24 protein-coding genes are annotated in these 20103 nt (G+C 39.3%); 12 read left to right on the top strand and 12 right to left on the bottom strand.

What is annotated here, in order from left to right; genetic code table 11:
• Positions 1 to 14: 14 nt before the first annotated feature.
• The gene (locus tag I597_RS03660; protein ID WP_035326448.1) at positions 15 to 479 is read left to right on the top strand and encodes a CBS domain-containing protein; all 465 of its coding nucleotides are present in this window, start codon (positions 15 to 17) and stop codon (positions 477 to 479) included.
• A 1-nt stretch (position 480) separates the two neighbouring features.
• On the opposite strand, the gene I597_RS03655 is transcribed toward I597_RS03660, so the two are convergent.
• Genes I597_RS03655 through I597_RS03645 form a run of 3 tightly spaced genes read right to left on the bottom strand, consistent with a single transcriptional unit; the run spans position 481 to position 2432 of the window.
• Positions 481 to 1008 (bottom strand): GNAT family N-acetyltransferase, encoded by a 528-nt coding sequence (locus I597_RS03655; protein ID WP_035326447.1) that lies wholly within the window; start codon positions 1006 to 1008, stop codon positions 481 to 483.
• A 1-nt stretch (position 1009) separates the two neighbouring features.
• The gene (locus I597_RS03650) at positions 1010 to 1360 is read right to left on the bottom strand and encodes a hypothetical protein (protein ID WP_035326444.1); all 351 of its coding nucleotides are present in this window, start codon (positions 1358 to 1360) and stop codon (positions 1010 to 1012) included.
• Between the two features lies 1 nt (position 1361).
• Positions 1362 to 2432: an isoaspartyl peptidase/L-asparaginase family protein gene (locus I597_RS03645; protein WP_035326442.1), complete on the bottom strand. Its 1071-nt coding sequence runs from the start codon at positions 2430 to 2432 to the stop codon at positions 1362 to 1364.
• A 200-nt stretch (positions 2433 to 2632) separates the two neighbouring features.
• On the opposite strand from I597_RS03645, the gene I597_RS03640 reads away from it, so the two are divergent.
• From I597_RS03640 to I597_RS03615, 6 genes are all read left to right on the top strand, one after another.
• A complete protein-coding gene (locus I597_RS03640) occupies positions 2633 to 3130 on the top strand; it encodes a CAP domain-containing protein (RefSeq protein ID WP_035326438.1) in 498 nt (165 codons plus the stop codon).
• 124 nt (positions 3131 to 3254) lie between these two features.
• Positions 3255 to 3791, top strand: a complete 537-nt coding sequence (locus tag I597_RS03635) for a 3-hydroxyanthranilate 3,4-dioxygenase (protein WP_035326436.1) — start codon at positions 3255 to 3257, stop codon at positions 3789 to 3791.
• 185 nt (positions 3792 to 3976) lie between these two features.
• Positions 3977 to 5530 (top strand): L-piperidine-6-carboxylate dehydrogenase, encoded by a 1554-nt coding sequence (gene amaB / locus I597_RS03630; RefSeq protein ID WP_035326429.1) that lies wholly within the window; start codon positions 3977 to 3979, stop codon positions 5528 to 5530.
• 125 nt (positions 5531 to 5655) lie between these two features.
• Complete coding sequence (locus tag I597_RS03625) at positions 5656 to 6819, top strand: MFS transporter (RefSeq protein WP_035326427.1); 1164 nt, start codon at positions 5656 to 5658, stop codon at positions 6817 to 6819.
• A 289-nt stretch (positions 6820 to 7108) separates the two neighbouring features.
• Positions 7109 to 8059, top strand: a complete 951-nt coding sequence (locus I597_RS03620) for an OmpA family protein (RefSeq protein ID WP_035326425.1) — start codon at positions 7109 to 7111, stop codon at positions 8057 to 8059.
• A gap of 19 nt (positions 8060 to 8078) precedes the next feature.
• The gene (locus I597_RS03615) at positions 8079 to 8741 is read left to right on the top strand and encodes a hypothetical protein (protein ID WP_035326423.1); all 663 of its coding nucleotides are present in this window, start codon (positions 8079 to 8081) and stop codon (positions 8739 to 8741) included.
• A gap of 112 nt (positions 8742 to 8853) precedes the next feature.
• Here the strand turns inward: I597_RS03615 and I597_RS03610 are convergent, their stop codons facing one another.
• From I597_RS03610 to I597_RS03595, 4 genes are all read right to left on the bottom strand, one after another.
• Positions 8854 to 10281 (bottom strand): FG-GAP-like repeat-containing protein, encoded by a 1428-nt coding sequence (locus tag I597_RS03610; RefSeq protein WP_081964995.1) that lies wholly within the window; start codon positions 10279 to 10281, stop codon positions 8854 to 8856.
• 235 nt (positions 10282 to 10516) lie between these two features.
• A complete protein-coding gene (locus I597_RS03605; protein WP_035326419.1) occupies positions 10517 to 10933 on the bottom strand; it encodes an OsmC family protein in 417 nt (138 codons plus the stop codon).
• Between the two features lie 96 nt (positions 10934 to 11029).
• A complete protein-coding gene (locus I597_RS03600) occupies positions 11030 to 12130 on the bottom strand; it encodes a TFIIB-type zinc ribbon-containing protein (RefSeq protein ID WP_035326417.1) in 1101 nt (366 codons plus the stop codon).
• A gap of 62 nt (positions 12131 to 12192) precedes the next feature.
• Complete coding sequence (locus I597_RS03595) at positions 12193 to 13332, bottom strand: SPFH domain-containing protein (protein ID WP_035326415.1); 1140 nt, start codon at positions 13330 to 13332, stop codon at positions 12193 to 12195.
• Positions 13333 to 13816: 484 nt separating this feature from the next.
• On the opposite strand from I597_RS03595, the gene I597_RS03590 reads away from it, so the two are divergent.
• The 4 genes from I597_RS03590 (at position 13817) to aat (ending at position 16235) form a co-directional block, all read left to right on the top strand.
• On the top strand, positions 13817 to 14692 hold the full coding sequence (locus tag I597_RS03590; RefSeq protein ID WP_035326412.1) for a flavin reductase family protein: 876 nt from the start codon (positions 13817 to 13819) through the stop codon (positions 14690 to 14692).
• 36 nt (positions 14693 to 14728) lie between these two features.
• Positions 14729 to 15112, top strand: coding sequence for a DUF3127 domain-containing protein (locus I597_RS03585; protein ID WP_035326409.1), 384 nt, complete (start codon positions 14729 to 14731; stop codon positions 15110 to 15112).
• A 76-nt stretch (positions 15113 to 15188) separates the two neighbouring features.
• Positions 15189 to 15548 (top strand): hypothetical protein, encoded by a 360-nt coding sequence (locus tag I597_RS14870; RefSeq protein WP_152594966.1) that lies wholly within the window; start codon positions 15189 to 15191, stop codon positions 15546 to 15548.
• 54 nt (positions 15549 to 15602) lie between these two features.
• On the top strand, positions 15603 to 16235 hold the full coding sequence (gene aat / locus I597_RS03580) for a leucyl/phenylalanyl-tRNA--protein transferase (protein WP_035326406.1): 633 nt from the start codon (positions 15603 to 15605) through the stop codon (positions 16233 to 16235).
• A gap of 5 nt (positions 16236 to 16240) precedes the next feature.
• Here aat and I597_RS03575 read toward each other — a convergent pair whose 3' ends face one another.
• Entirely contained in the window at positions 16241 to 16813 is a 573-nt protein-coding gene (locus I597_RS03575; protein WP_035326403.1) for a DNA-3-methyladenine glycosylase I, read from the bottom strand.
• A 68-nt stretch (positions 16814 to 16881) separates the two neighbouring features.
• On the opposite strand from I597_RS03575, the gene I597_RS03570 reads away from it, so the two are divergent.
• A complete protein-coding gene (locus I597_RS03570; protein WP_035328927.1) occupies positions 16882 to 17496 on the top strand; it encodes a thioredoxin family protein in 615 nt (204 codons plus the stop codon).
• 7 nt (positions 17497 to 17503) lie between these two features.
• Here I597_RS03570 and I597_RS03565 read toward each other — a convergent pair whose 3' ends face one another.
• The 4 genes from I597_RS03565 to I597_RS03550 are packed head-to-tail and all read right to left on the bottom strand — an operon-like array spanning position 17504 to position 20099.
• On the bottom strand, positions 17504 to 18217 hold the full coding sequence (locus tag I597_RS03565; protein ID WP_052111877.1) for a hypothetical protein: 714 nt from the start codon (positions 18215 to 18217) through the stop codon (positions 17504 to 17506).
• A gap of 56 nt (positions 18218 to 18273) precedes the next feature.
• Positions 18274 to 18999 carry a tRNA pseudouridine(55) synthase TruB gene (truB, locus tag I597_RS03560; RefSeq protein WP_035326400.1) on the bottom strand — a complete coding sequence of 242 codons (726 nt, stop codon included), beginning with the start codon at positions 18997 to 18999 and terminating at the stop codon, positions 18274 to 18276.
• Between the two features lie 4 nt (positions 19000 to 19003).
• A complete protein-coding gene (uppP, locus tag I597_RS03555; protein ID WP_035326397.1) occupies positions 19004 to 19798 on the bottom strand; it encodes an undecaprenyl-diphosphatase UppP in 795 nt (264 codons plus the stop codon).
• 37 nt (positions 19799 to 19835) lie between these two features.
• Complete coding sequence (locus I597_RS03550) at positions 19836 to 20099, bottom strand: DUF3098 domain-containing protein (protein ID WP_035326394.1); 264 nt, start codon at positions 20097 to 20099, stop codon at positions 19836 to 19838.
• Positions 20100 to 20103: the final 4 nt, after the last annotated feature.

Below are 20103 nucleotides of genomic sequence, written 5' to 3'. Positions count from 1 at the left end.
AAAATCAGATAGTTATGGCAATTAAAAGTTTTATGGGTAAACGTGCAAAAGAAGTAAAAAGCACTGCAACAGATATAAAAGTAAGCGATTATATGAGCCGAAAACTCATCACCTTCTCTCCAGATCAATCTGTTCTTGAGGTAATGAATAGTCTTATAAAGCATAAAATATCTGGTGGTCCCGTGGTAAATGAACAAAATGAACTACTAGGGATAATTTCTGAGGGCGACTGTATGAAGCAAATCTCAGAGAGTAGATATTATAATATGCCTATGGATAATATGAAAGTGAGCAATCATATGGTGTCTAATGTAGATACTATAGATGGTAATATGAATGTTTTTGATGCGGCAAATAAATTTTTGGAATCAAAACATAGACGCTTCCCTATTGTAGAAAATGGTAAACTAGTAGGCCAGATAAGCCAGAAAGATGTCCTTAAAGCGGCTCTAGAGCTTAATGGTCAGACTTGGAAATAGATTACATTGATTTTTCAAACCAAGCTAGCTCTATATTTTCTGGCTCGTAGATAAAATTATCTTTGCGCTCTAGTCCTATTTTTTCAAGCACACGGCAAGAGGCGCCGTTGCCCAGCTCTGCCATACCGCACAGTTTTTTGCCAGTGAAGTTTTCAAAAAAGTAATCTCTAGCGGCTATAGATGACTCTGTTGCATAACCCTTACCCCAGTATTGTGGCATAAAGCGATAACCTATATCATAAAAATCTGTATGACCGTTCATCTCGTTTTCAAAATTCATTTTTAAGCCGGTCCACCCTATCCAGTCACCTGTAGATTTTTCGATAGCTGCCCAGCGGCCTATGCCATAAGTTTCATACTGCATACGTATGTAATCTACATATGCCCTTGCTTTACCCATACAACTTATAGGTTTATTACCTAGATATTTATGTACCAAGGGATCACTGTCCAAGCGATACATATCTCCTGTATCCTCTATGACAATCTCCCTAAGGATTAGGTTTTTAGTTTCGGCGTAGATTTTCATATTAATTCTTTCTTTTTACGAGTGCGTAAAAGTCACCATCTAGCGGTAAATATCCTTGGTCATATATAAAGTAGTATATAGTACCTGCTTTAGTCGTGTAAATGCTTGTAAAATAATTAAAGTCAAAACCCGCTGCATTTAGTTTTGCCTTAGTAGTTTTTGTTTTTTCTTCTGGGTTGAGTTTTTCTAATATACGGTAGTTTTTGCGCAACCGGTTATTTATGTTGCGCATCATATTTTTTGAGTCCTTGTTTTGACTATTATTATGAGAGTTGCGACAAGATGAGCTACAGTACTTCTTATCTGCCCTACCTATAATTTTATCTCCACATTCTGGACACGCTCTATCCATACTAGTTGTTCTTATAAATTTTTATATCTATCTCTCCAGCAGCATTCATATGTGCACGGTACATCCCTGCTGTATTAAACTCCATTGCAACATTACCATCTCTATCTATAGATACAATTCCTCCCGTACCGCCTAGGTCTATAAGTTTTTTCTGGATCACCTCTTCTGCTGCTTCTTGTAATGTAACTTCCTTATACTCCATAATAGCAGCAATATCGTGTGCTACCATACCACGCATAAAGAACTCTCCCCATCCAGTACTACTTACCGCACAACTTGCATTATTTGCATATGTACCTGCTCCTATAATAGGTGCATCTCCTATGCGGTTATACTTTTTATTAGTCATTCCTCCTGTAGAGGTACCTGCTGCGAGATTACCATACTTATCTAGTGCTGCACAACCTACAGTACCGTATTTACTATCCTTTATAAAAGGATCCATAAACGTGACCTTTTTATCTAGATCGTGATCGAGTTGCGTTTTTTCTTTATCTATTATTTTTTGAAGCGATTTATACCTTCTCTCTGTATAAAAATAAGAAGGATCTACTATCTCAAGTCCTTGCTCTGCTGCAAACTGCTCTGCTCCTTTTGCACTAAGCATCACGTGCTCAGATTTATTCATTACAGCTACTGCCAGGTCTATAGGGTTTTTTACTGTAGTTACACCAGATATGGCACCAGCATTAAGGGTCTCACCATCCATCACACTTGCATCTAGCTCATTTGTACCATCGTGTGTAAATACAGCACCCTTTCCAGCGTTAAAAAGAGGGCTATCCTCCATAATATTGATAGCTGCCGTCACCGCCTCCATACTCGTGCCTCCATCAGAGAGCACCTTATGTCCCGCTCTTGTAGCCTCATCAAGTTTTGCTCGATATGCCCTCTCAAGAGAGTCGGTCATATTTTTTTTAAGAATGGTACCTGCTCCTCCGTGTATAACAAGACCAAACTTTTGATCTGCAGGCATAGATGATGTATTAATCTTATCCTCTTTTTCCTTAACAGGCATATCGCAAGAACATACAATTAAAGACAACATAACAAGGGTAACTAACTTTTTCATAGGCTTTTACTAAAATATATAGGTCTAATATAAGGAGAAAGAAGCATTTGAACGGCTCAAAAGTGATGAATACAGGCACTTCCTACTTGTATATTTTAAAAAAACTACATTTTTTGTGTATTTCATCGATTAAATACACAGAGTGTACGATTAAGTGCAAATTATTTTTATCTTGCAGTCATAACTCATAACCCCAAATTATGAAACTGATTAACCAAAGTCTCTGCTTTTTTGCAGCAATGCTACTTATCTGCTCTTGCAGTACCGATCCAATTAACGAGTCAGAAGACCTGACTTCTAATCTTGAAGCTCCAGTTGATGTTGAAAACGACATCGAATTAGCCCAGGAGGTTCTTGCAGTATTAAATGCTCATAGGGCAACTTTAGGTCTTAATGAACTTCAGTGGCACAACTATTCTGAAGATCTTGCTGTAGGTCACTCTAATTATATGGTGGTACAAAGTCAGCCTAGTCACGATAACTTCTATGAGCGCTCAGCAATGTTACAACAAAGCGGTGCTCACATAGTAAGCGAAAACGTAGCATACGGTTATATGGACGCAGAGTCTGTAGTACAGGGATGGTTAGGGAGTCCAGCACATAAAGAAGCACTAGAAGGTGATTACACACATACAGGTATAGGTATCGTAAAGAATGAGATGGGTATCCCATATTACACACAACTATTCTTTAGATAACATAAAAAACCCCAAATCTTTTGATTATCATCCCCACCTGCTATAGTAGGTGGGGATGTTTTTTTTACGCTTTCGCGAAAGCGTACTACTTTTTGTACTTTTATAGTAACTAAATAAGACACATATGGCCATAGCACCTCCCTTTAATTTAAATAAATGGATAGAAGAAAACAGGGACCTTCTTAAACCACCCGTAGGCAATAAAAACCTTTACAAAGACGCCGGTGACTATATCGTTATGATTGTAGGTGGACCAAATGCCAGAAAAGACTATCACTATAACGAGACCGAAGAACTCTTTTTTCAACTAGAAGGACACATTGAGGTGCACGTACAAGACGAAGGTGTAAAGCGCACGATGAAATTAGGTCCGGGTGATATGTACTTGCACCCAGCTGGGGTACCACACTCACCAGTACGTCACGACAACTCAATAGGACTCGTAGTAGAACGTAAAAGACTAGACCTAGAAGGAACAGACGGTCTTTTATGGTACTGTGACAATTGTAATAACAAACTACACGAGGTATATTTTAAACTTCACGATGTAGAAAAAGACTTCCAGTCACATTTTAAGGACTTCTATAATAGTGAGGAGCTTAGAACGTGCGACAACTGCGGTACGGTGATGGAAGTAGATGAACGTTTTACAGCAGATTGATAAAAAAACAGAATAATTTTTAGGGTGTATTTAATAATACGCCCTTTTTTATGGAAACCTTTGAATTATTCTTAGATTTGACTCACATAGACATCTCACATATATTTGAGAAGTATAAATAGATATTAACCCTTGAGTAAGGCAGCTTTACCGGTTTTCTTATCTCAGTTATTCATAAAAAAACGATGAGCACAGTAGCAAAAGATTTTGGAATGGACGAAGCGATGAAAATCCTCGGACTTTCTGCCATAAATGAAGGAACCTCAACGGGTCAAAAAAACTTTGGTAACGGTGAGATTATTGAATCACACTCACCAGTAGATGGTCAACTTATAGGTAAAGTAAAAACCACTACAAAAGAAGATTATGAGACGGTAATGAGCGCAGCTACAGCCGCGTTTAAAGATTTTAGAACAATGCCCGCTCCTGCTCGTGGAGAACTTGTACGCCAGTTTGGTAACAAGCTACGTGAGGTAAAAGAGCCGCTAGGAAAGCTCGTTTCTTACGAGATGGGTAAATCATATCAAGAAGGTCTAGGTGAAGTACAAGAGATGATAGACATCTGTGACTTTGCGGTGGGGCTATCACGCCAGTTACACGGTCTTACAATGCACTCAGAAAGACCAGGCCACAGAATGTATGAGCAATACCATCCACTAGGTGTGGTAGGTATTATATCTGCCTTTAACTTTCCTGTAGCAGTATGGGCTTGGAACACGGCTCTTGCTTGGGTATGTGGTGATGTATGTGTGTGGAAACCATCAGAAAAAACACCGCTTTGTGGTGTTGCTTGTCAAAACATTATCGCAGAGGTGCTCAAGGCAAATGATATGCCAGAAGGTATCTCTTGTCTTATAAATGGAGATTACAAAGTAGGAGAAATGATGACTACAGATAAGCGTGTACCACTAGTATCTGCTACTGGATCTACACGTATGGGTAAGATTGTATCTGCTACTGTAGGAGAGCGTCTAGGTACATCGCTTCTGGAACTGGGTGGTAACAATGCTATAATCGTTACGCCAGATGCAGATATTAAGATGACCGTTATAGGTGCCGTTTTTGGAGCGGTAGGTACTGCAGGACAAAGATGTACATCTACACGTCGTCTTATTATACACGAGAGTGTGTATGATACGGTAAAAGATGCTATTGTAAAAGCATATGGTCAATTACGCATAGGTAACCCACTAGATGAAAACAACCACGTAGGGCCACTTATAGATACAGATGCTGTTGCAAATTATAATAACGCCCTAGAGCGTGTGGTAGCAGAAGGTGGTAACATCATTGTAGAAGGTGGTGTTCTTACTGGTGAAGGTTATGAGAGCGGTTGCTATGTAAAACCAGCAATAGCCGAAGCTAGTAATCAGTTTGAGATTGTACAGCACGAGACATTTGCTCCTGTTTTATACTTATTAAAATATACTGGAGACGTTATAGACGCACTAGAGTTACAAAATGGTGTAGCACAAGGTCTATCGTCTGCAATTATGACTAATAACTTACGTGAGGCAGAGCGTTTCTTGAGCGCGGCAGGATCAGACTGTGGTATTGCAAATGTAAATATAGGTACCTCTGGCGCAGAGATAGGTGGAGCCTTTGGAGGTGAGAAAGATACAGGTGGAGGACGCGAGTCTGGATCTGATGCTTGGAAAGTATATATGAGAAGACAAACTAACACAATAAACTATACCACAGAGCTTCCGCTGGCGCAGGGTATCAAGTTTGATTTATAGACTAAACACTATTAATAGTACTAAAAACCGTTTCTTACATAGAAGCGGTTTTTTTATGCTTTCGCGAAAGCGTCACCCCGCACAAATAAGTTATCTTTCTAGCACATTAAGAACGAGATTATTTTTTGAAGCCTGCACCACACATCTTACCTTCCATTGTTTTTGCACAGTTTTGTGGTACGTCGTTATGGTTTTCTGGTAATGCGGTGATGCCTGGGCTTATAAGTGATTTTTATCTTAATCAAAATGCTGTAGCACATCTTACAACTGCTGTACAACTAGGGTTTATAGTAGGCACGCTTCTATTTGCCATTTTTGCCATTGCAGACAGATTCTCTCCTTCTAGAGTATTTCTAGTTTGTGCGACCACTGGCGCTTTGTTTAACCTTGCTATGATTTGGCAGGGTAACACGCTCTCTACACTGCTCTTATTACGATTTCTCACCGGTTTTTTTCTAGCCGGAATATATCCTGTAGGGATGAAAATAGCAGCAGATTATTTTGATAAAGGACTAGGTCGCTCGCTAGGCTATCTGGTAGGTGCTCTTGTGCTAGGCACCGCTTTTCCTCACCTGCTGGGTGATGTGCTATCTAGCATCTCTTGGCAAACCGTGATGATTATTACCTCTTGTACCGCAGTATTTGGCGGGGTTTTATTACAATTACTAGTGCCAGACGGACCGTACAGAAAGGCTGGAAGCGCCTTAAGCTTTAAACAGCTAAAAGATATATTTAAAGATCCTAATTTTAATAAGGCCGCACTAGGATATATAGGTCATATGTGGGAATTATACAGCTTCTGGACGCTGGTTCCTGCCATTCTAATAATCTATCTAAAACAACATCCAGAAACGAGCTTATCTGTAAGCTTGTATTCATTTATTATTATAGGTGCCGGCTCCATTGCTTGTGTAGCTGGTGGATATCTATCACAAAAAATAGGAGTTCAAAAAATGGCAAAACTCTTTTTACTCTTGTCTAGTATGTGCTGCCTTATAGCGCCGTTGTTATTAAGCACAGCATATTACCCAGTTGTCATTGTGTTTCTCGTTTTTTGGGGTATGGTCGTCATTGCAGACTCACCACTTTTTTCTACACTAGTAGCCCAGCGAGCAGCTCCATCTGTAAAAGGTACCGCTTTAACAATGGTAAATTGTATAGGGTTTGCGATTACCATCATAAGTATACAGACACTTGTATTATTACAGACCTTTATACCACTTATGTATGTCTTACCACTTCTCGCTATAGGTCCCATTTTTGGACTTCTAGCTATGAGAAGTAGATAATTATTTCTTTTTACGCTTTCGCGAAAGCGTAATCTCATCCCACTACAATTTTATTAAGATACGGGCTTGCCACTTGCTGGCTATGACGTTATCTTTTTGTAAACATTTGAAAATCAGCAAAACACACTAAACAATGTGTTTTACAAGGATTGAACTACCAAAAATGCTCGATAAACCCATTAAAATCGTCGAGGAAATACATAAAGTTCTAACAATCAATGTGTAAAATGCTGTTATGTTAAAATTTTAACTAACTTTAAGACAAACGAACCATTTAAACCTAACCAATATGAGTAAGAAATCAGGATACCTACTTGGTATGCTACTTACGATTGTCATTTGTATGATTCTGGCTTGGATTTTTTGTTGTGGAGCCGGAGCAAGCGCTGCTTCTACTACAGATAAGCAAGAAACAACAGTAGATGATCAAAACGCAGTAGCTGCTCCCGCGGCTGCCACCTCAATGGGCTTCAATCTGAGAGGTACAGACGGAAACTTTGCTTTTACAAGCAATGATAATTTTAACTTCAAAAATTCAGACTTTGCTATTCTTACACCTGTAGCTACAGATGTAAACAGTGGTATTGCAAAGCTTAAGGGCTATTTTGATGCAGAAGGTAATGCAAACCAACGTGTTAATGTTACTGGATATTATGACAGCGACGAGGTAAATAACTCTGCTTACGAAAACCTAGGTCTTGCACGTGCCACTGCTGTAAAAAATTACTTTGTAGATCAAGGTATCTCTTCAAGTCGCATTAACACCTATGGTGAGCTACGCGAAGAATTAGTTCCAGATGGCGACATCTATAAAGGACCTGTTTCATACAATCTCTACGCACAAGCCGCCGAAGATGAGGCCAAAGCGCAAGAAGATCTTGCAAATATGGCCGAAGCTATTAAGGCAGACCCGCTAGTAATTTATTTTGACTACTCAGAGGCCTCTGTAAACCTCAACGCGCAACAGCGTAAAAAACTAGGAGACATCACCCGTTACCTAGATAAGGTAGAAGGATCTAGCATTACGGTAGAAGGACACACAGACAGTCAAGGTAGTATGGCTACAAATGATAGACTGGGACTTGAGCGTGCAGAATTTGGCAAGCAATACCTTCAAAACAATGGGATTGCAGGTGCAAAAATCAAAACTGTTACAAAGGGAGAACGTAGCCCTATTGCAACAAATGATACAGAAGAAGGCCGCGCACAAAACAGACGCGCCGTAATAACTATAAACTAACTCATTAAAAAATATACATATGGATTTTTCAAACATAGCTTGCTGGATCTGGCCACTTATAGCCGGAGTAGTATGCGGAATTTTAGGATACTTACTAGGTAGACTCTTTGGTAGCTCTAAAGAAGAAACAACAACTCACGACACCTATGATTACAAGGCAGATCTTGAGGCGTGTAGAAAGAAAACAGCCTCACTAGAAGCAGACCTAGAGGCGTGTAGAACAAAGCTTAAGGCTACACCTCCACCAGCGGCTCCAGCAGCAGCTAGCACCACCGCAAGTATGGCGAGCTCATTTGCAGCCGGTGCAGCGACAAGCGAGACCGTTATTGCAAATACAAATACGAGTGCACCATCACCGTCTATAGGTATCATAGGCGTACCATTTGATGCAGCAGCGGCAAAAGGTGTGTATGGTAAGAAAAGAATAAAAGAAGACGATCTTACTATTGTAGAAGGAATAGGTCCAAAAATATCTGAGCTCTTCCATAATCACGATATTAAAACGTGGGCAGCACTTGCAAGCACCTCTGTAGAGAAGTGTCAAGAGGTACTTAACTCTGGTGGTAAACGCTTTGAAATACATCGTCCAGGCACCTGGCCTATGCAAGCCGAAATGGCCGCTCTAGGTAAATGGGCAGAGCTTAAAAGATGGCAAGACGAGCACGATTACGGTAAAGCGTAGTCATTATAAACAAAGCTTTTTTTAAAGCGCAAAAAAAGAGCCACTTCAAAGTTGAAGTGGCTCTTTATATTTTACTATGTTAAAATTTAAATTATGGAGATATAGATAAAATCTACTCTACAATAATTTTTGAAGCATACTGCTCACCATTTACCGTCATAGCCTTTATAAGATAGATGCCAGAGGCTAGATTTACATTAAAAAATTTATCATTGACTTCATTATCTCGAAGCATAAGCCTTCCAGAAACGTCAAAGATTTCGATTTTACTTAAAGGTTTGTCTATATCAATAGTAAATCGCCCATTGCTTGGGTTTGGATAAACAGATAGCGCATTACTTTCTACATTAACGACTCCTAGCATTTCTTGGTTTATATAAAGCCTTGAGCTTTCTATATTTTCACTTGATCTCCCCGTGATTGCTATATCCTGTGTTCCGTCACCATTTACGTCTGCAAAATCTAAAGAACCCTCTCTTACTGCTAGTATATTAGAATCTACAAACGGCGCATAAACCCCTAGACCATCATTAAGGTAAAAACTATAAATAATTGCATCATCTTCGTCAACTCCAGATATAAAGATATCTAGATCTTGATCGTTATCAATATCTTCAAAAACAACGTTTCCTCTACCTACATTTATAAATGATTGAGTAGAGGCAGTATATTCACCCATCCCATTATTTATATATAAGGTAGTAGATGGCTCCTGTAAGCCGTTTACTAATGATAAACCAGATATGATAATATCAAAGTCATTATCACTATCAATGTCTGCTACTGCCACAGAAGAGGATATAGATCCTGTTAGAGAATTTGAAGACTCAATAAAAGTGCCATCCCCGTTATTAAAATATAACTCAGACACTCTATTATTACTATTACCGCCTCCTGTTATGAGTACGTCATTATCTGTATCATTATCTGCATCAAAAATGGCAATATCCCCTAAAAAAACATCTTCAAAAATAGTTGAGACTTCTGTAAATGTGGCGTTTCCTGCATTTAAATAAACATTAGTCTCAGCTTGTGCACCAGTAAAACCTATTAATACAACATCTAAAAGACCATCGTTATTTAAATCTCCTAACTCAACTTTAGAACCTGCGACAGATTCAAATTGTACTTGACTTTGAACAGTAAAAACTCCACTCCCATCATTGAGATATAACTCTGTTCTTCTTGTCATATTTGTATTTCTTCCCGTAACAATTAAATCTAGATCATTGTCATTATCAATATCACCAAAAGATAGGTCGCCAGATGACAGCCCTTCTATATTTGACCCCTGGTCTAAGGAGTAATTTCCTTCTCCATCATTAATATAGAGATTTGCGACGTTTATAAAGTCTACATTTCTACCCATTATGAGTAAGTCTACGTCTGAGTCATTATCAACATCTGCAAATTCTAAGGATGAAATGGTAAAGTTTTCAAAATCTGCCTGTGACACATCTGCTAGCTCATAGACATCTTGTGCAAGTAAATTCATAGCAGTTACAAGCATTAATAGTAAAGTAATTCGTTTTTTGATCATTCTATTTAATTATGTGATTAGTATGTTCAAAACTAACAATCTTGTGAGTTGTTTCAAACACTATGTAGTAGCATTATTTTTTTTAAATAACTGCCAAATAATACCTTGGTGGTTTTCTTAAAAGCAAGTGTAGACTGCTATTTTATAATGGAAGGAATACATACTCAAACAACCACCATAAAAAAAGCCCTCAAAACCTAAGGTTTTGAGGGCTTTTACATTTATAAATTATTTGTTACTCTAGTGTGGCATCTAGAGTAATCTCGGCTTTCATAAGCTTAGATAGTGGGCACACTTCTTTTGCTTTAGATGCTATTTTCGCAAACTCTTCAGTTGAGATATTTGGAACCTTCCCTTTTGTGGTGAGGTGAATTTTTGTAATCTCCCCATCTTCAAAAGTTACGTCTGCACTCGTATCTAGAGCATCTGCTACGTAGTCTTCTTCATTGAGTAAAAAACTAAGTTGCATTGTATAACATCCAGAATGTGCTGCTCCTATAAGTTCCTCTGGATTTGTACCCACTCCATCTTCAAATCGAGTCCCAAAGGCATATTGTGCTTTATCTAGCACGGTACTTTCGGTAGAGATTGTTCCTTTTCCTTCTTTTCCGCTTCCTTCCCAGTGTGCGCTTGCGCTTCTTGTAAATTTCATTGTCTTTTTTGTTTAAAGATATGCGTATTCCGCTTTCGCGAAAGCGGTATTAACACCTTATAACATTACGTTTAACAAAGATTTACAACACAAAAATTATCCCGCTCCCTGAGCAAAAACCACAATCACACCTATAATGATAAGTGCAGCAAGTACGGCAAAAAATATTTTCCAGAACGAATACGGTCTTTTACCAGAAAGCGCGCCCGTCTCACCGTTTACAAAAAAGTTATACTCCTTGCCATTGTAACGGTAAGAACTCACATAAACGGGTAATAAGATGTGCTTAAAGGTCTCCTCTGCCAGCTTCATATCTATAGAGGTTACGCGCTGCGTGTCGCCCCCTATATCTCCAGCGGCCCAGCTTGTGGCGATTTGCTTTGCCGTCTCACGTGACTTGGTATGACCATCTTTGAGAGGGATGGTATACTTTTCTGTCACAAAACCAGATAAGAATCCGCTGTTGAAGGGCTGTAGCTTTTTAAGATCCCAGCGTGCAATTTTAGAGGGTACTCTACCGGCACGTTGTTTTGATGCCTTTATGAGCGTGTCATCTACAAAGCCAGACACGTGACCCGAGGCGGGATACCATCTTGTTTTACGCACTTGCCTACTCTTTCTATTACCATCACTATCGCGATAGGTTTGCGTCTCGTAGTAATACTCACCTCGCTGCCCAGTATAGTTTGCAGCAAGCTGTGCATCAAAGGTCCAGTAGGGCAAGTACAGCCCCTTTGTAAACTGAGGGTCTAGTGAGGCTTTCTTAAGTTTATTAGGCGCCCACCAGAGACCGTTTACCCATTTTTTAAAAATTTGAAAAGACTTTTTTTGATCTATCTGAAATGGCAATACAGCTCCTGGTAATATCCAGTCTTCCTTGCGGGCATCTTCAAGTATGAGTGGCATACTGCAATACACGCAGTGTAGGGATTTATAGTTTTCTTCTACGTGCTGGTTTGCTCCACAGTTTTTACAATGTAGCATAGAGATCTCTTCGCTGTTTTTTTGATCACCCATACTTTCCAGGTATGGATACAGCTCTAACTCTTCAAACTTGCTGGTAGCTAGTGAGATCTCTTCTTTATGACCGCAATACTCACAAGTGATGGAAGTAGTACCCGGCTTGTACTTGAGCTCTGCACCGCAATTTATACAGGCCTTTTTGAGTTCGGTTTTATGTATGGGGTTTTCTTCCATATAGGCATAGGGTAATTACGCTTTCGCGAAAGCGCACTTAAGCTATTACATTTAAAATTTTTTTAAACCGGCAGTGGCGGCGGTGTGTTACCTCCTAAAAATGACTTAAGCTCCTCTACCTCTTGCAACGCGGCCCATCCAGTCATACCTTGCTTCCAGATAAGGCTCTCTTTGTTTATTGTACGGTTTGCAAATAGCGCTTTTAGTTGTTCAAAAGAGACGGGGCCTTGTTGTGCACCGTTTACAGCATAAAAATATTGTACAGCGGCTGGTATAGGTGGCGGCATCATTCCGCCTTGATTCATTTGTGGTTGTGCTTGTTGTTGTCCTCCCATTTGTGGAGACATCATTCCTCCCATTTGTTGTGCGAGTACAAAGCCCATTCCCATACCCATTCCTGCACCTGCTGTACCGCCTTCATTTGCAGCGGCAGCTTCTATCGCTTTGGCAGTTTTGAACTTAGTAAGCTTATCTAGGTCAAGCTTATCGATACGGCTGTACTCAAAGATTTCTTTCTTGAGGTCTTCTGGCATCGATACATTCTCGATGTAAAACTTCTCAAGTGAGATACCTACAGACATAAACTCAGGGTGCATTACCTCTTTACAAGTTTCTGATAGCTCTGATGTATTTGCCGCATAGAGCTCTATAGGGAGATTTGCTTCTCCTACCGTATCTGTAAATCTTGTAGCAATAAGACTTTTGAGATGCTCGTTGATTTCAAAATTTGTAAAGTTGTTATCTGTCCCTACGATGTCTACAATAAACTTCCCAGCATCTGCAATTTTAAAGGCATAAGTTCCAAAAGCGCGAATCTCAACTAGTCCAAAACGGTCATCGCTTAATGTTATGGGATTTTTAGTTCCCCACTTCTCATCTGTAAATAAGTGTGTATTTACAAAGTAAACTTCTGCTTTAAAGGGAGAGTTAAAACCATATTTCCACCCTTTAAGTGTAGAAAGAATGGGTAAGTTTTGCGTTGTAAGATCATAGGTTCCTGGCGTAAAAACATCTGCAAGTTGTCCCTCGTTTACAAAAACGGCTGTCTGACCTTCACGTACAATGAGTTTTGCGCCATTTTTAATCTCGTTTTGATAACGTTCAAAACGGTGAGCAATCGTGTCATCTGTGTAGTCTAACCATTCTACAATATCTATAAACTCGTTGCTGAGCTTCTCCTTAATCTTGCTAAAAATATCCATAGGTTGTGTTGTTTTAACTATTGGTGGCTTGAAGATACAAAATGTTACAAAAAACCGGCTATTGTTCCCTCAAACAATAGCCGGTTTTAAAGTGCCTAAGCAAAGGCTAATTCAAACTTAAGATTTTTTTAGTTTTCTAATTCTGATACTCATAGGAGCTACCATCTGGAAACTCGATAGAAAAAAATGACACGTCAAATTCTTCATCTTGGCATATTTGCTCTAGAAGCCCCCATTCTTCTGTTTGCGATTTCATAATTGTTTTATTTAATGATTACTACAGCACAAATATGCAACGGTAAATCGATTAGTATGTAGCTATAATAGCGCATATTGCTTAGGGTTTTTGCCCCTAATCTAGCGGGTGCATTCATCGCAACTTATGATTAATGAGTATCTATTGTTTTGTGTTAAGCTTTCGCGAAAGCGTAATAGACCCTATAAGATTTGGTATTTTTGAACCGTACATTTTAAAAGAAGTTATATGCTTACTATAGATCCAAAAGATATTCCTGTTTCTCAGTTATTTGGTCACCTTACAGGTGCCGTGGGGCCACGTCCCATAGCATTTGCAAGTACTGTAGATAAGGATGGTAATGTAAATCTGGCTCCTTTTAGTTTTTTTAATGTCTTTGGCGCAAATCCTCCCATACTTGTGTACTCACCCTCTCGTAGTGGGAGAGATAATACCACAAAAAACACGCTAGATAACGTGCTAGAGGTTGCAGAGTGTACGGTAAATATGGTAAACTATGCAATGGTACAGCAAATGTCGCTCGCAAGTACAGCTTATGCAAAGGGCGTAAATGAATTTGTAAAAGCTGGCCTTACAGAGCTTGCCTCAGAAAAGGTAACACCTCCTCGAGTGGCAGAATCTCCAGTGCAGTTTGAGTGTAAAGTAATCGAGGTAAAAGCGCTGGGTGATCAAGGTGGCGCGGGTAACCTCGTAATATGTGAGATTCTTAAAATGCATATAGATAAAATCATTCTTACAGACGCTGGTGCCATAGACCCACTTAAAATAGATCAAGTATCACGTATGGGCGCAAACTGGTATAGCCGTGCAAAAGAAGGGCTTTTTGAAGTGCCTAAACCCGTTTTAAGAACAGGAATAGGCGTAGATCAAATTCCAGAAAACATACGCCTGAGCGATATACTTACTGGTAATGACCTCGGGATGCTGGGTAATGTAGAGCAACTCCCTACCCAGGCACAAATAGACACATTTATAGCAAGTGATGCACATATAAAGGAACTAGTAAAAACAGGCGACGACCTTGTGATACACAAAAAAGCGCAAGAATTATTGGCTCAAAAAAATGTGAATAACGCGTGGAAGATTCTACTCGCAAAACGTTAGAATTTTCATAGATTTACACCCTAATAATTGAACACGATGGAAGTACAAGGAAAAGTAAAAATGATAGGTGAGACTCAAACTTTTGGGAGTAATGGGTTTAGAAAGAGAGAGATTGTTGTCACAACAGAAGAGCAGTATCCACAGCACATAATGGTGGAGTTTGTACAAGATAAAACAGACTTACTTAATAATTATTCTGTAGGTCAAAATGTAAAAATAAGCATTAACCTAAGAGGTCGTGAGTGGGTAAACCCACAGGGAGAAACAAAATATTTTAACTCAATACAAGGGTGGCGCATAGAGAATCTTGCAGCAGCAAATGCTGGTGGAGGACAACCATTACCTCCTATGCCTCCTGCAGACTCTTTTGAACCTGCAACAAATCTTAATAGCGACGACCACGACGATTTACCTTTCTAAATCGATAAAGTACATAATCATAACCATTTAAAGCTCAGCACAATTACATTGTACTGGGCTTTTTTAATTTACCCCTATGAAAATATACGGGGAGTGCTCAAGTTGCCATAAGCATCTATTAATTCATACTGATAATCACACAGCGTTTGAGACTAAGCTCAAAACGTCTGTACGTAAAAACTGTGCTCGTTGTGGAGTTACAAACACCTTTACACTTCACAATATAAAGGTCAAATCTCCAAAACGTGTCTCAAGCGCCATTGTAAAAGTTGCCATTACGGGATGCCTAATGCTTGTTGCAAGCTATCTTTTGCTTGAAAATCTCACAGAAGTAGCACTCGTTGCAATTATTTACACCATCCCTGCGCTTTTATATATTTTATACACTAGAAAGAATTTTGACCGCATACAAGCGTTTAATAGTAATAAGGCATAGTTATCTTTGCCCTACCTATTAAATTAGATTGTGCTACCACTACCAGATCACCATATGTTTTCTAATGAACCTTGGTTTCCAGACCACCATCTGGCAGACGAAGAGGGGCTCCTTATGGTAGGTGGTGATCTTACCCCAGACTGGTTATTACTTGCCTATAGATCTGGTATTTTTCCTTGGTATAATGAGGGACAACCCATCTTGTGGTGGACACCAGACCCTAGAATGGTAGTGGCTCCTCAAGATGTACACGTATCAAAATCTATGCGCAGACTACTGCGAGATAACCCTTTTACAGTTACTTATAATCAAAATTTTCTAGAAGTTATACTCGCCTGTAAACGCATTAAAAGAGATGGACAGCAAGGCACTTGGATTACAAATGACGTCGTAGAAGCTTACCTAAGACTTCACCAGCTAGGCTATGCTATCTCTGTAGAAGTATGGTATGAAGACAAGCTAGTAGGAGGCCTTTATGGAATAGACTTGCAAGACAAAGGTGTATTTTGTGGTGAGAGTATGTTTGCCACCGTGAGTAATGCTAGCAAGGTGGGATTTATAACGCTTTCGCGAAAGCTTACTAAAAACAATTACAAGCTCATAGACTGCCAGATGTACACAGACCACCTCGCAAGCCTAGGCGCCGCCGAAATACCTAGAGAAACCTTTTTAGAATATCTAAAGTAGTAGCTTTATTGCTCCTGTACCATTTCATACCTAAAACAGTTTACCTCGTGATCATTTACCATCCCTATGGCCTGCATAAAGGCATAGATAATGGTACTTCCCACAAACTTGAAGCCTCGCTTTTTTAGATCTTTAGATATTTTATCACTTAGAGGTGTATTTGCAGGGCATTCCTTATAGTCATTCCAACGATTTTGTATGGGTGTGTTATCTACATAATCCCATAGGTATTTTGAAAAACTCCCGTATTCCTCTTGGATCTCCATAAACAACCTTGCATTTGTAACCGTACCACGTACTTTAAGCTTGTTTCTTATAATACCAGCATCTTGCAAGAGCGATTGTATTTTATCTTCCTTATAAGCGGCAATGCGCTTGTAATCAAAATTATCAAAGGCAACTCTAAAGTTTTCTCTCTTTTTTAAAATTGTAATCCAGCTCAATCCCGCTTGAAAAGTCTCAAGAACCAAAAACTCAAAGAGTAGATCGTCATCTCTGAGTGGAGTCCCCCACTCGTTATCGTGGTAAGCCTCATATAAGTCATCACCCACACACCAGCCACATCTATGTTTTTCCATACGGTTACAATTTGTTTTTCTAAGCCGAAAGATAGTAAGTTTGTAGTAAAGCCTACGACCTAATGGCTATGGAAACTATGCAAAAAACAACAGCACAATTAATACAAGAAAGTCTAACTAAGGCAATCTCATATCAAGATTATAGAGTACTTACAGAAACTCACGCCCTAGAAGGCACAAATACAGGTCCAGAAGTCACAGAGGCATTGCACAACTATACAATGCTCAATCACAAACGTATGAAGCGACTAGATAAGACTATAAAATTGTCTGAAGACGCTCAAAACGTAATAAAGCAATATCACAATAAAACAACGTGGCTTGTACTTACAGAAAGCTGGTGTGGTGACGCAGCACAAACAATGCCCGTAATGCAAAAGTTTGCAGACCTCAACCCTAACATTGATTTTAAGGTCATTCTAAGGGATGAAAATCTCGAGCTTATGGATCGTTTTTTATACAATGGGGGTCGTTCTATCCCAAGACTTATTGCCTTTGATAATGAAACTCAAGAAGTACTTGGAGACTGGGGACCACGTCCATCTCAAGCTACAAAAATGGTAAATGATTATAAAGACGCTCACGGTAAACTCACACCAGAATTTAAACAAGATTTACAAGTGTGGTATAATAAAGACAAAGGACAAAACACTGTAGAAGATTTACTTCATCTATTAAAGTAGATGAATCTTATCCTTGAAAATCAAAAGTCACACTGCCTAGCTGTGTAGCTTTTGTTCCTTTATCAAAGTACGCTCTGTTTAAATATTTCATAGCTTGGTCTATAAGGCATCCATTTGCGCTTGTAGAAGCATTTTTATTAAACGTTTTTTTTACAATAACTCCCTTATCATTTACAGTAATATTTATGACTACCTTCCCAAAAGCGTCACAAGTATACACGGGATTAGGTAGTGCAATAGCCGTACGACCTACTAAGTTATATGAAACGGTACTCTGCCTGTAGGCACTCTTTTTCTTAATAGCTCTAGCAGCTTCTCTTGCAGCTATGGCTGCTTGTACTTCTTTCTTCTTTTCTTCTAGAGCAGCTTCTCTAGCCTCTTGCAGCGCGCTCAGTTGATTATTTGTGCGCTCATTGAGATTTTCAACACTACTTTGCTGGCGCTGTGCAATGGCCTTTCTTATCTCGTCCTCTTCTTGCAGGGCTTTAGATAATTCACTTGAGTTGTATGCTTGATTAGACAGACGAGTTCTTTGCTGTACAGGTGCTTTGGTTTCTTCTTCCGGTTCTTCTAGATTTTGAGTAATAACGGGTATTTCTATAAACTCCTCTGCTATCTCACCCTGATATGGTTTTACTCCCAAAAAGAAAAATACAAGCACTAAAAAACTCGCTCCAAAAACGGTAATGAGTAGTGCCTTATCTGATGGGGATAATTTCATAAGTATTTAAAAGTTACAAAAAAAAAGCCATAAGTTATGGCTCGTAGGTAGCACCTCTAGATATCGGCAGGATTGCTTTGCGTAATCTCTCTTATAAAGTCATCTAGAAGGTGTGCATTATCTACGCTGTAGTCGCCTATTTTGGTTCTTCTAAGCGCCGTAAGATGGGCACCACTTTTGAGCCCTTCTCCAAAATCAAACGCTAGTGATCGTATATACGTGCCCTTGCTGCAGCTTACTTTAAAGTCTACTTCGGGCATTTCAATGCGTGTGATTTCGAAAGATGAGATGTGTATCTCTCGCTTCGGGATTTCTACTTCCTCACCTGCTCTTGCAAACTCATACAGACGTTTCCCTTCTTTCTTTAGTGCAGAAAATACGGGTGGACGTTGCATTATTTTTCCTTGGTACGCTTTCGCGAAAGCGTAAATATCCTCCTCAGTGATATGCTCGGTAGGATATTCTTTATCTATGGCTGTCTCTAGGTCATAACTAGGCGTGGTGCCACCTAGAGTGATGGTGCCAGTATATTCCTTCTCCTGACCCATAAACTCGTGTAGACGCTTTGTAAACTTACCTGTACAGATAATCATAAGACCAGTAGCGAGCGGGTCTAGTGTGCCTGCGTGCCCTACTTTGATCTTTTTTATATTTCGGTTCTTACGTATAAGCCAGCGCACTTTGTTTACTAGCTGGAAAGAGGTCCACTCAAGAGGCTTGTCAAAAATAAGCACTTGGCCATCTCTAAAATCTTGATCTGTAAGGCTCGTTATCTTAGACATAGACTTAGTTATAAAGTGAGAAACCTATCGCAATAACTCCTACAATGAGGCAGTATATAGCAAACCAAGAAAGCTTACTTTTCTTCACAAGTTTTATCATCCAGGTGCAGGCTATAAGTCCTGCAACAAAGGCAGATATAAAACCTATTACTAGTACAGAGACATTACCCGTTTGAGTCGTAATTGCACCGTCCATAAGGTCTTTTGCGATTTTTCCAAAAATAAGTGGAATTACCATTAAAAATGAAAATCGTGCTGCCTTACTCTTATCATTACCCAGTAATACAGAGGTAGATATTGTCGCTCCACTACGTGAGATACCAGGTATCATAGCAACTGCTTGAGAAACGCCTATTATAAATGCATTTGAAAAAGTTACATTCTTTTGAGTGTCTTTTGCTCTATCTGCAAAGTATAGTAGTACCGCTGTCACAAGCAGCATACAGCCTACAAGCATAATATTTCCTCCAAAAAGTGCTTCTAGTTGCTCCTCAAAAAAGAGCCCTACAATAACTGCAGGTATCATTGACAAAACGATTTTTGCCGAAAATTGTGTTTCTTCATTCCACTTGAATGAAAACAATCCGCTTAAAATTTCTATGATATCTTTTCTAAAAACTACAATGGTAGAAAGTGCTGTTGCAAAATGTACCACTACGGTAAACATAAGGCTCTCTTCTGGTACAGAAGTATCTCCCAGTATGGCTTTACCTAGCTCGAGGTGCCCACTAGATGAAACAGGTAAAAACTCTGTGAGTCCTTGAATGACACCAAGGATAAATGCGTCAAGATTATTCATAGGGCAAAGATAAAACTGTAGTTACAAGCGGCAAGTGTTACTTACCTTTATTAGGATTTAATAAGATGGCATATACTTCTATACCAAAACCTATGAGTATTACTGCTGGGGCAAGACGTATGCGTCTCCAAGAGTAGATCTCTGGGTTAAACACATTAGGATCATCACTACCTCCTCCAGACATAAGTATAAAACCTAAGGCTATAACTCCAAGGCCTATAAGCATCCACGTAAAATTTTTCTTCCCAAATATAAATTCGGTAGTCTGTTTTGATACTTCTTTACGTTTTTGTTCTCCCATAATA

The sequence above is a fragment of the Dokdonia donghaensis DSW-1 genome, from assembly GCF_001653755.1.
GTDB classification, from domain to species: domain Bacteria; phylum Bacteroidota; class Bacteroidia; order Flavobacteriales; family Flavobacteriaceae; genus Dokdonia; species Dokdonia donghaensis.
Note: the sequence above shows the minus strand (reverse complement) of the source record. Positions and strands in the feature narration are given on the sequence as shown.